General features: G+C 60.4%; 7 protein-coding genes. 6 read left to right on the forward strand and 1 reads right to left on the reverse strand.

Annotation, left to right across the window (positions count from 1 at the left end; all coding sequences use genetic code 11):
- The 6 genes from JIN81_RS17620 (at position 1) to JIN81_RS17645 (ending at position 10,810) form a co-directional block, all read left to right on the forward strand.
- The gene (locus JIN81_RS17620) at positions 1-1,611 is read left to right on the forward strand and encodes a sulfatase-like hydrolase/transferase (protein WP_200283074.1); all 1,611 of its coding nucleotides are present in this window, start codon (positions 1-3) and stop codon (positions 1,609-1,611) included.
- 117 nt (positions 1,612-1,728) lie between these two features.
- Positions 1,729-3,291: a sulfatase gene (locus JIN81_RS17625; RefSeq protein ID WP_234045344.1), complete on the forward strand. Its 1,563-nt coding sequence runs from the start codon at positions 1,729-1,731 to the stop codon at positions 3,289-3,291.
- Between the two features lie 52 nt (positions 3,292-3,343).
- On the forward strand, positions 3,344-6,034 hold the full coding sequence (locus tag JIN81_RS17630) for an alpha-L-rhamnosidase (RefSeq protein ID WP_200283081.1): 2,691 nt from the start codon (positions 3,344-3,346) through the stop codon (positions 6,032-6,034).
- 321 nt (positions 6,035-6,355) lie between these two features.
- Positions 6,356-7,054, forward strand: coding sequence for a PEP-CTERM sorting domain-containing protein (locus tag JIN81_RS17635; RefSeq protein ID WP_325100907.1), 699 nt, complete (start codon positions 6,356-6,358; stop codon positions 7,052-7,054).
- Between the two features lie 126 nt (positions 7,055-7,180).
- Positions 7,181-9,982, forward strand: a complete 2,802-nt coding sequence (locus JIN81_RS17640; protein ID WP_234045346.1) for a sulfatase-like hydrolase/transferase — start codon at positions 7,181-7,183, stop codon at positions 9,980-9,982.
- Positions 9,983-10,069: 87 nt separating this feature from the next.
- A complete protein-coding gene (locus tag JIN81_RS17645; RefSeq protein ID WP_200283088.1) occupies positions 10,070-10,810 on the forward strand; it encodes a DUF1559 family PulG-like putative transporter in 741 nt (246 codons plus the stop codon).
- 147 nt (positions 10,811-10,957) lie between these two features.
- On the opposite strand, the gene JIN81_RS17650 is transcribed toward JIN81_RS17645, so the two are convergent.
- Positions 10,958-12,247, reverse strand: a complete 1,290-nt coding sequence (locus JIN81_RS17650; RefSeq protein WP_200283089.1) for an aminopeptidase P N-terminal domain-containing protein — start codon at positions 12,245-12,247, stop codon at positions 10,958-10,960.
- Positions 12,248-12,294: the final 47 nt, after the last annotated feature.

The following is a 12,294-nucleotide window of genomic DNA, read 5'->3' on the forward strand; positions in this document are numbered from 1 at the left end:
ATGCCAACGATTGCACCCGTCCGTTCCACCCTCATCTGCGCAGTCCTCGCGCTGACCCCGGGTCTGACCAGCGCCGCCGACAACAAGCCGAACGTCATCCTCATCTATACCGATGATCACGGCTATGCCGACCTGGGCTGCCAAGGGATTCTCGATGATATCAAGACACCCCACATCGACTCGCTCGCCCGGGGGGGCGTCCGCATGACCGATGGCTACTGCACTGCCCCCCAATGCGTTCCTTCACGTGGCGGATTGCTCAGTGGCCAGTACCAGAACAAGTGGGGACTCGAATCAAATCCGGAGTTCCGTGACGCGGCGGTGATGAAGAACTTCGACAAACTCGAGATCCTCCCCGAGCGATTGAAGAAAGCCGGCTACGCGACCGGAATGGCGGGCAAGTGGCACCTGGGCCCCGCAGAACAGATCTCCAAGCACGGCTTCGACAAGGTCTTCAACAAAAACAGCAACGGCCCCGGCTTCTGGAACATGGACCTGAATGGGAAGGACATCGAACCCGGACGCCAAACCGGCAAGGGCTACCACCTCGACCTCATCTCCGACTTCACCTGCAGCTTCATCGACCGATTCAAGGAGCAGCCGTTCTTCTTCTACCTCGCCTATCGGGCGCCGCACGTGCCGCTCGATGCTCCAAAGAACTACCTCGACCGATTCCCCGGCGAAATGCCCGAACGGCGCCGGCAGGCCCTTGCCATGCTCTCGGCGGTCGACGACGGCGTGGGGCGGATCGTCGCCACCTTGAACAAGCACAAGATCAAGAAGGACACATTGATCTTCCTCATCGGGGACAACGGCGCGCCCTACAAGATCCACAAGGTGGATGCCCCCGGGGGAGGCCCCGGCTGGGATGGTTCGCTGAATGACCCGATGAACGGTGAAAAAGGCATGCTGACCGAAGGCGGGATCCGCGTGCCATTCGTCGTGAATTGGGAGGGAACCATCCCTCCCGGCCAGGTCTACTCTCAGCCAGTCATTGCTCTCGATGTCGCGGCCACATCCATTCATCTGGCAGGGCTTCCCCATGACCCCGTCCTCGATGGGGTGAACCTCATTCCCCACCTCACGGGTAAGGAAGCTGGCGCCCCCCACGAAGTACTACGGTGGCGTTGGCTCGGACAGTCCGCGATCCGCAAGGGCAAATGGAAGTACATACGCAGCGATGACCGGGAGTATCTGTTCGATATGGAAAACGACTTCGAGGAGACCACGGATCTCCTCAAGACCCACCCGGAGATTGCCGCGGATCTCCACGATGCGCTCAAGCAATGGGCGGACACCCTTTCACCTCCGGGGATCTGGGCGATGCGTTCCGAAGGCATGAGCAAAACAGCCGCAAAATACTTCGATTGGTACATCGAGGGAAAACGCGACGCCCCAGCTCCGCCCGCTCCCGCCAAGACGGGCACACCATCCACGTCTAATGCCAAGGACGAGGCCCTCCTCCGGAGTCGCGATCGCGACAGCAATGGCGAAGTCACACTCGAAGAGTTCATCGGAGGCCGCACCAAGAATCTCCCTGTATTGGAAAACAACTTCAAGAAGCGTGACACGAATGGTGACGGCGTTTGGAACAAAAAGGACTTCAAATAGGATGGCCCATCCCCGGCCTTGAAACCTCCCTCGATCACCCGACGCCTACTCCATCCCCTCCCTGTGAATCCATTGCTTTCATTGAGAAACAAGAAGACCATTCCCCACACCATGGACATGTTACGCCCCATCATCCTTTCCGCCGTCCTCGCCGTGCCTGCACTTCTGCAGGGCGCGGACACCGCTTCAAAGCCCAACATCGTCTTCATCCTCGCCGATGACCTCGGCTGGTCGGATACCACCATCTACGGCCATACGAAGCTGTACGAAACTCCCCACATCGAGCGTCTCGCGAAACGAGGCATGCGGTTCACACGTGCCTACTCAGACAGCCCGCTTTGCTCGCCGACGAGATCCGCAATCCTGACCGGTCTGAGTCCTGCCCGCACAGGGCTCACCACGCCGAATTGCCACATGCCGAAGGTCGTCCTGAAGGCATCGCCCGGAACCAAATCCGCCCCCGGCAACAAGTCCGTGGGACCGAACCCGGTGACACGACTCGACACGAAATACCAAACCCTGCCGAAAACCCTCAAGGCCGCCGGCTACGCCACGGGCCACTTCGGCAAATGGCACCTCGGCACCAAGCCATACTCTCCTCTCGAACACGGGTTCGATGTCGACATTCCCCACTGGCCCGGCCCGGGACCGGCGGGAAGTTTCGTGGCACCATGGAAATTCAAGAATTTCGATCCGGATCCGGATGTCCCCAACCAGCACATCGAGGATCGGATGGCCACTGAAGCCGTGGCCTTCATGGAGAAACACAAGGATGAACCGTTTTTCCTCAACTACTGGATGTTCAGTGTCCACGCCCCGTTCGACGCCAAGGCGGAGCTGATCCGCAAATACCGCGACAAGATCGACCCGAACGACCCACAGCGCAGCGCAATCTACGCCGCCATGATCGAAAGCATGGACGACGCCGTCGGCACGCTGCTTGACGCGCTCGACCGCCTCGGCATTGCCGACAACACCATCGTGGTCTTCTTCTCGGACAACGGCGGCAACATGTACAACGATGTGGAAGGCACCACGCCGACCAGCAACGCACCGCTGCGCGGTGGCAAGGCCAATGTCTACGAAGGTGGCGTCAGGGTTCCCTGCATCGTCAGTTGGCCGGACCTCGTCAAGCCGGCCACCACCAGCAATGAGATCATCCAGGGATGCGACTTCTACCCGACCTTCATCGAAGGTCTCGGACTGAAACCCGAACCTGATCAGCAATTCGATGGCGTCAACATCCTCCCCGCCCTCAAAGGGGGATCCCTCGATCGCGAGGCCATCTTCAGCTACTTCCCGCACAGCCCTCCGATCCCCGGCTGGCTTCCTCCATCGGTGACCGTGTGGAAGGGTGACTGGAAACTCATCCGCCTCTTCCATCAGGGCGAGAACGGCAGCCACCGCTGGAAGCTTTACAACCTCCGTGATGACATCGGCGAGAAGAACGACCGCTCAAGCCAGGAGCCAGAACGCGTACAGGAACTGGACAAGATGATCGGGGACTTCCTCGACGACACCAACGCAGTCACGCCCGTCCCGAATCCGAACTTCAAACCCTCGGCCTACCAGCCCGAACGGGAGGGTGTCGGTAAATTGAAGCCGACCCAGAACCCTGCCGCAGCACGTCAGAAGAAGAAACCCACGCCGCCGAAGGCGAAGACCCCTCCAGGTTCCTGACACGACCCGGCCCCACCACCTTCCAAATCACCCGATTCCCCCACCCCTTCCGATGAAAGCCCTGCTCCTATCCCTCCTGGTCAGTTCGGCGATTGCTTCACCCGTCGAGTCCATGCGCGTCGAAGGGCGCGATGGATGGGTGGTCACCGACGACCCGGCACCTCGACTCGAATGGACTCCGTCCAGCACCGATGTCGCCCGGTGGGAGGTGCAGGCGGTTGTTGGGGAGGGAGACTATCAGGGGAAGAAAGCATGGACCCCAGCGCCGTTCAACGCCCTCGAAGGTCCTTGGAGGGTCTGGGCAGGCCCCGCTCTCAAGGATGGGGATGCCGTACGCTGGCGGGTCCGCGCCATCGATGAGAAAGGAACCCCCGGATCATGGAGTGAGGAGCAACACTTCGAGCGAGGCTACCCGGGAGCATGGGTAAGCCAGTGGATCGGAATGGATCCTCAACTGCGTGGATCCGCTGCACCACTCTTCCGCAAACAGTTTGAGATCAAGGACGAGACTTCGCATGCCCGCCTATACATCAGCGGACTCGGTTACCACGAAGCCTGGCTGAACGGAGTCCGCCTCGGCGAAGGCGTGCTCGAGCCCGGGCAAACCGACTACGGCCAACGGGTTTTCTACGTGGCTCACAAGGTGGAGCACCTGCTCAAACCGGGACCAAATGTTCTGGCGGTCCGCGTAGGTGACGGATTCTTCAATCAGAACAAGGTATGGGGACCGAACGGCATGAGCTACGGCGAACCTCGTATGTGTGCCCGCCTGATCCGCAGGCTTCCGAATGGAGCAAGCTCCGAACTCTCCAGCAACACATCATGGGAATGCCAAACGGGAGCCATCACCTCATCCAACATCTATCACGGGGAAGTCCACGACGCCCGTCTGGCGATCGAGGGATGGAAGAACGCCGACTTCGACGACAGCGGCTGGCATCCGGTGGTCGAGATGCCCGCCCCCGGCGGAACCATGGAAGCGGAATCCCTCCCGCCCATCGTGCGGCAACCGGCCCTTGCCGTGAAGAAGATCAGCACTCCCGAACCAGGAGTCAGGGTGTTCGACTTCGGCCAGAACTTCACCGGTTGGTGCCGGCTCAAGGTCGAGGCTCCCGCCGGCACCAGGATCAGCATGACCTTCGCCGAAAGACTCGGAGACAATGGCCGGGTCGACACCCTCAGCACCGGCACGAAACACACGAAAGCCGACCAGAAGGACATCTACATCTGTCGGGGTGGCGGCACTGAAACGTGGGAGCCGTCCTTCGCCTGGCACGGTTTCCAATTCGTCGAGGTCCGGGTTACCGACGGCGAAGCCGGTCTTCTGGAACTCGAAGGGATTCCGGTGCATACCCGCTTGCCCGTCCGTGGTGAGTTCAGCTGTTCCGACCCGCTGATCAACCGCCTTCTGGACACCGCCCACTGGACCCAGGTCAGCAACACCCTCAGCCTCCCCATGGACTGCCCGGCCCGGGAGCGCTGTGGCTGGACGGGCGACGCCCATCTGTGCGTTCCATTCACCATGTATCGCTACGAGTCATCCGCCATGTGGCGCAAATACATCGGCGACATCAAGAGCACCGCCGAACGCACCCAGCCCATGCTGACTTTCGGTGCGGGAATGGGTGACCGGAAAGTTCGCCCGAAGGCTAAGGGAATCCCAACCATGGTCGCGCCCGGCAAGCGCTTCATCGGTGAAGCCTCACCGGACTGGGGATCCGCGATCGTTTTCATCCCATGGGATGTCTATCAGTTCTCCGGAGACGAGCGCGTGCTCTCCCGGAATCTGGCGCACATGCGCCAGTGGACGGACCATGTCGCGAACCTCGCCGACGAAAAGGGAATCGTCCATGCAGGGCTCGGCGACTGGTGCCGCCCGCGGCAACCCGACCAGAAGGGTCGCGTCGAACCCCGGGACTACTACGGGGAGGTCATTCCCATGCTCTCTACGGCCTGCCTCTTCCGCTGCGCTGACATTCTTGCCAAAACGGAATCACTGGTCGGCGACCCGAAAAAGTCCGCGAAGTGGCGGTCGCTGGCTGACAAGACAAGGGAAGCCTTCTTCCTCGCCATGGATGCTCACGACGGTTGGTCCTACCAGACGATCATGGCGATCGCGATCGAATGGAACATCTCACCACCGGAACGTCGCGAGGAGATCGCAGGCCGTCTGGCCGAACAGGTGCGGAAGGATGGGGACCATTTCATGACCGGTGTCTTCGGCGCCCCCTCCCTCTGGCCGGCTCTAGCCGACCACGGACACGAGGAACTCGCCAACCGCATGCTCCACATCGAGACAGCGCCGGGCTTCCGCTACCTCTTCGCCCAGGGGGCGACGAGTTTCTGGGAAGTCTGGCCTGATGAGGCCGACAAGGGCACCCGTTGGGAACGCTCCATGAGCCACCCGTTCCAAGGGGCATTCGCCCACTGGTTCTACAGTGGCCTGGCTGGGATCCGGATCGCGGACCCGGGCTTCAAGACCATCCGGCTCCAACCCGTCATGACGCGCCAGCTCGACCACGTGAACTGCCGCTTCCGATCTGCCATGGGCTGGATCGAGAGTTCGTGGAAGCGCGACGGTGACACCCTCGCGTGGACCATCGAGGTCCCACCGGGATCGACCGCCAAGGTCTATCCGCCTGGCAAGCTTGTGCCTGCTTCATCCGGGGATGCAACGGAGGTGAAAGTCCCGCTGATGCTCCAGAGCGGAACGCACCACCTCAAGGTCCAGCTCGCCGACTGAAGACAGCGCCGAAATCAGGACTGAAACGGCCCCGGCATGGACACAGTCAGGAACGATTCACCAGCACGCCCAACCCCGATGGATCCAGCAGGATGGCGCGGATCGGGAGTGATTTCAGGGTGGCCGACAAATGCTCCCAATTCCAGCGCACTCGGGTCGGACCCCCGCAACCTCCAACCCCCTAGGGCCTCCCATGACACACAAACGTGTGCCATGACAAATCCCTGAAAATGCCCCAACTTAAGGAATAAGGAAACGTTACCTATCCCGGTCTGGCTGTTTCCCGAACGATCCGAACTTCAAAGACCTACCATGATCCCAGTGAACCGCTCTCCGCTCGCCATGGCTGCTGCCGCATCCCTGTGCGCAGCCGGCACCTGTCTTGGCGCCACCCTTTACCTCGAGGAATTCGACGGCAATACGAACGACTACAATGCCGATTCGGCGACAGCCACAACCTCAGGTGACTGGGTCGATTTCAGCAACCGAATGTCCTCGGATTCCTACACCACAGCCTCCGGTGGAACCGAGACCGTCCTCGCCGGTGTTAGCGCCAGCAATGACCCTCAGGTCCGCTCCGACTTTGGCTTCGGAATCGACAAAACCATCGTCACGGCCTTCGCCCTTCGACTCAGGATCGATTCTGACGGCAATTCCTCCTTCGACGACTCACTCACCAGCGCCGATTTCTCCGTCTTCTGGGGAACCAGCTCATACGGCACGCCCGGTGCGACCAATGTGGCGGACACGAACAACAGCTTGGGAGCCCCTTCATCCCTCGTCGCCCAGAGCGATGGCTGGCACCTCGCCACTTGGACAATCCCATCCGGCGGTTTGACGGCGGGTGCCAACTCCACGATTGAGTCGCTGAGGATCGACCCTACCAATGGGTCAGCAGGAAACGGAGACTCTTTTGAAATCGACTATTTCCGCATCGACGGTGTCCCGGAACCGGGATCATCGACGCTTGTTGCACTCGGGGCATTGACGGTCTGCCTGAGAAGGCGCCGCCAGCGCTGATTCCCCACCCGAGGATTTCTTTCCAATTCAGAGGTCTTGGCCACGGGTTTCCCCCGTGGCTTTGATCTCTACCCATCTCTGCAAACCCATCTCATGTCTCTATCCCCGCGGCTCCTCATCAGCTTCATGATGGTCCCCAGCTTTTCCATGGCACTCGATGCCGATGGGAACGGCATCAGCGATGTCTGGGAAAGCCTCCACCCCGCGGCTGCCAACAATCTCGATTCAGACCTTGATGGGGATGGCGTCTCAAATCGGGACGAGGGCAAATCATGGACCAACCCGGAAGACCCGGCATCGAAGCTGAGACCGACGTCGCTCGACGTCGGCTCAGGAATGGACCAGTTCGATTACCAGGCCGAGCGATGGATGAGGGATACCATTCATGAGACGAGTGACCTCCTGACCTGGACCCGGCAATTCGAACCCGTCCAGTCCGACGGCACGCCCAGATCGATGAGCGTGCCGACGAATGGCCCACGGAAGTTCTACTCGATCTCACGCTACGACTCGATCAACTCCGACACCGACTCGCTGACCAACAAGGAAGAGGAGGTCCTCGGGACCGACCCCGAAAAGTGGGACACGGATGGGGACAAGGTGGCGGACGACATCGAGTTCCTCAACGGCACCAATCCGCTCGTGCGAAGCGACAGCGACGGCGACGGAATCGACGACGATTTCGAACGTTGGTGCATCCTGTCCAATCCCACGGATGGGTTCACCGGTCTGGAACACATCGACGCCACCACGGATTTCGATGGCGATACCATCCTCGACGCCCAGGAATTCACCCTCGGCACCTCGCCCGTGGTGCCGCTTCGCAATGTCCTCTTCTTCATCACCGAAGACCAGAGCGTGCACCTCGGCCTCTACGATACCAACCCCGCCGATGGCTATGCCGGGGACAGCCCGATTGCGGCAAACAACCGCACCCAGGGACTCGACACCCCGCACCTCGACAGCCTGGGTGGAAGCGGTGTCGTGTTTGACCGGGCATTCTGTCTTTCACCCGTGTGCAGCCCCAGCAAGATGGCGCTCTACACCGGAACCTTCCCGCACACCAACAGCGCCCACCGGAACGTGCCGAACTATGGCATCGACTTCCCCCTCGTAGGAGATCCCTCAGTCACAGGTCTCGGTGGTGTCCACGAAGATCTTCCCACCCTGATCGAGATCTTTCGCGATCGCGGTTGGTACACCGCGGTTTCATCCAAAAGCCACGTGCAGCCGGTTCGAAAATTCCCGTATCACGAAGGACACCCGAATCTCACCACTCCTGCCATTGCCACGGCGGCCATGAATGACGTCATCGCCGCTGCCGGCGACCGTCCATTCTTTTTCTGGGCGAATCTCGGTTCTCCCCATCTTCCCTTCAAGAAGGTCCCCGTGGCAAACGGCGAATGGACCGGCCCGGAGAACACCAACGGCAGCGTCACCAACATTGTTGCCGCTGACATCGACGTCCCGAACTGCTACCCCGACGTCCCGGAGGTCCGACAGGACATCGCCGACTACCTCGGCAACATCAAGATCATCGACGACATCTTCCAGGCCTGCGTGCAGGAACTCATCGATGAAGGCGTGGATGGTGAAACGGTCATCTTCTTCACCTCCGATCACGGACTTGGCCTCCACCGCGCCAAGCAGAGCATCTACTCCACCGGTCTCCAGATCCCCTTCCTTGTCGCGGGTCCCGGCATCTCGGGAGGTCGCCGACTGCGCGAACCGGTCAGCCACCTCGACCTCGCGCCCACCCTGCTCGACCTTGTCGGCAGCCCGAAGATGCCATCCCACCTCGGCAAGTCCCTGTGGCCGATCCTCGGCGGGTCCCAGAACGACTTTCCCGACCGCAATACCATGCTCACCGCCTGCCACCGCTACTACAACGCCCGTGCGGTGTGCGATGGCCGCTACTACTACGTCAACAACCTCACCCAACCCACAGGTGGCACACTGGCCAACCCCGGCCCCGTATTGAATGCCGATCAATACACCTCCGGCAGTCCGTGGTTCAACCGGACCTACGACGCCACCGTTGCCGCCACCGGCACCCCTCAGCATGAGCTTCTCAAGCAGATCGTGGAAGGAGGACTCCCTGCCGAGGAACTCTTCGACCTCGATGCTGACCTGTGGTGCACGAACAACCTGGCTGACGATCCCGCCTACGCTTCCATCAAACGGGAACTCAAGAAGGAACTCGGCCAATGGCGGAGGGACACCGAGGACTACAATAGCGATCCGAGCGAGATGACCCGGCGCACCGAGCGCTTCGTCCACATCGATCCTCCGAGTGGAGTCACCCATACCGATGACTTCAATGGAAAGTCAGGCTCACTCAATGATGACCCGGAATGGTCACTCGATCTCGCTGGAAACAACGGCACCGACTTCGACTTCGCTTCCAACCAGGTCGATGCACCTGGTGGCCCTGTGACACTGGCAACGTCCACCACCCACACCCTCCCTGCCGGTTCCACCTTCGTGGCATCCGTCAAAACCGGGTTCTCAGGAACCGGAGTCGGGTCAGGAATCGCCTTCGGGATCGTCGCCGACGGTGGAAGTTCCACCTTCTGGCAGTTCATGCTCGCCGACGGCCGCAGCAACCCAGGTGGAGCGAACAAGGATGTGCGCCTCTTCCGGGTGATCCAAGGAAGCCAGAGCGGCGGCCCGTTGATTTCCGAGAACGGGCTTGAGAACTACCCAACGGCAGGTTTCTCCAACGGTGCCCTGTTCACCGTCGAGGTTTCCGGCATCATCGGATCCGCGCTCGTCGACCTCCGGATTCTTGATCCCGCTGGAAACGATTACTTCACCGCCGAAGACTTCGACCTCGGCACCCCGATTCCGGCTTCCAGCCGGTTCGGACTTACCACCTGGTCGTCAGGAAGTTCGATTTTTGATGATTTCGAGCTTAGCTTTGAGTGATCGGACCATACATCGCCACGAACCACCAAACCCCTTGCTCGACAGGTTTCAAATCACCCAGTCAAATTACCAATCCAACCCAACCCAATGAAAACCCATCGTCCCAAGTTCCGAGCTTCCGGATTCACCCTGACCGAACTGATGATCGTCATCGTCATCGTTGCGGTCCTCGCATCCCTGGCATTCATGGTCAGTTCCCGAGTGAGGGAACGTGCCACCAGCGTCACCTGCACCAACAACCTGCGCCAGATCGGCCTGGGTCTGGCATCCTTCCAAGCGGACTTCAAACGCTACCCCGGAAGGAACGACGGCAAAGCGTGGGATCGCGCCATTCTTCCCTACCTCGGCTACGACGGCGAAGACGAACTTCGTGGCAATGGCGCGTTCTCCAAAAGCCAATGGCCGCAACTTGAGAATCCAGCCGCCTACTTCGCCTGCCCTTCCGACCGGAAGGAACGCAGTGCGGACAAATACCCACGCAGTTACGCCATTGTCCCATGGACGACCAACTGGTCGAATGGCACAGCTTTCCGCGGCTGGAAGGACCGTCCGTTCAACGTTGGCGTTCCCGTTTCCATCGTCCGCAAGCCTGCCAAGGCCGCCACCGTCGTCGAATGGCACTCAGGCACCGAAAGAATCGAGAACGCCGTGGGCTCAGGTGGCCACGCCTACCATGACCGCGGCGGACCAGATGGCCCGGATGACGACGTGCACCGACGCAACCAGATCGTCCTATTTGCCGATGGTCACACCGAGGTCCTCCCCTTCATGTCGAACAGCGAATTCGTCGAAAAATACTGGCCCGGGAGCCTCGGTTCGGCCCGCTAACTCAGGCTCGATCACCAAAATCAGATCAACTCGACGCGGCAGTCCCCGAGGATTGCCGCGTCCGTCTGTACGGATATCACTCCGTGAACACAGGACCTCTCGCCCGCAGCGGCCCAGCGGCCCTGCGTGCCGATCCCGGCGGGAGCATCAAGCGTTCATCAACTCCTCGATCTCGTCCGCCTCGATCGGGATATTCCCCATCAGGTCGAAATTGGAGTCCTTGCCGATGACCACATCGTTCTCAAGCCTTACGCCGAGTCCCTCTTCACGGATGTAGATGCCGGGCTCGATGGTGAAGACCATGCCTTCCGCGAAGGGCTCGTGTGGTGGAGCCACATCGTGGACATCGAGCCCCATGTGGTGGGAAGTACCATGCATGAAGTATTTCTTCACCATGGCCTTGTCCTTGCCCTGCTCCCTGGCGTCCTTCGCACTGATCAGCCCGAGGTTGACCAACTCGGCCTCCATCAACTCGATGACCTGCTTCTGATACTCCATCGGCGTATTGCCGGGACGCAGAATCTCGTTGGCTCCGTGGAACACCCGCAACACCGCATTGTAAACGTCGCGCTGACGGTCGGTGAAACGACCGTTGACCGGCACCGTCCGGGTCATGTCCGACATCCATCCACCGTATTCCGCGGCCACGTCCATGAGCACCATCTGTCCGTCCTCGCAGATGCAGTTGTTCTCCAGGTAGTGAAGGACACAGGCATTCTTGCCACTGCCGATGATGGGGTTGTAGGCGAACCCACGGGAGCCGCGCCGAAGGAACTCGTGCACAAGTTCGGCTTCGATCTCCCACTCGCCCACACCGGGCTTGATGAAACCCAGCAGACGGCGGAAGCCTGCCTCGGTGATGTCACAGGCCTTCTGGATGAACTTGATCTCCTCGGGGTCCTTGGTCATCCGGAGCCGATGCATCAGCGGCGCAAGGCGCTCGTAGCGGTGGAGTGGGTAGCGTGCCTGGCACTCCTTGATCAAGCGGTCATTCGCCGTTTCGACGACCACCGCGGCGCGCAGGTGTTCATTGGTCGTCAAATAGACATGCTCGACCTGGGGGACCAGCCGGTGGATCCATGAGTCGAACCCCTCGACCCACTCGATACGCTGGATCCCGGTCCTTTCCCGGGCCTGTTCCTTGCTGAGCTTCTCACCGTCCCAGATCGCGATATGCTCGCTGGTCTCCTTCACGAACAGGATCTCGCGCTCCTTCTCATCCACCGCATCAGGCATGAGCACCAGCACGGTCTCTTCCTGCGCGACTCCGCTCAGATAGTAGAGATCGGCATTCTGGTGATGGGGCATCACCCCGTCGGCATTGGTCGGCATGATGTCATTCGAGCGAATGATCACAATGCTGTTGGGCTTGAGCAGGGAGCGCAGGCGCTCACGGTTCCGAACAAATAGCTGGGGGTCGACAGGGTCGTGACGCATGCCCGACTTCACCCGATTGCCGTGACCGCGGCAAATCCATTCCAACC

It is taken from the genome of Haloferula rosea (assembly GCF_016595525.1).
GTDB lineage: Bacteria > Verrucomicrobiota > Verrucomicrobiia > Verrucomicrobiales > Akkermansiaceae > Haloferula > Haloferula rosea.

Coding starts and splice junctions, on each gene's coding strand:
- JIN81_RS17645 (WP_200283088.1), top strand. CDS start 10,070: ATGAAAACCCATCGTCCCAAGTTCCGAGCTTCCGGATTCACCCTGACC.
- JIN81_RS17650 (WP_200283089.1), bottom strand. CDS start 12,247: ATGCGTCACGACCCTGTCGACCCCCAGCTATTTGTTCGGAACCGTGAG.
- JIN81_RS17625 (WP_234045344.1), top strand. CDS start 1,729: ATGTTACGCCCCATCATCCTTTCCGCCGTCCTCGCCGTGCCTGCACTT.
- JIN81_RS17630 (WP_200283081.1), top strand. CDS start 3,344: ATGAAAGCCCTGCTCCTATCCCTCCTGGTCAGTTCGGCGATTGCTTCA.
- JIN81_RS17640 (WP_234045346.1), top strand. CDS start 7,181: ATGATGGTCCCCAGCTTTTCCATGGCACTCGATGCCGATGGGAACGGC.
- JIN81_RS17620 (WP_200283074.1), top strand. CDS start 1: ATGCCAACGATTGCACCCGTCCGTTCCACCCTCATCTGCGCAGTCCTC.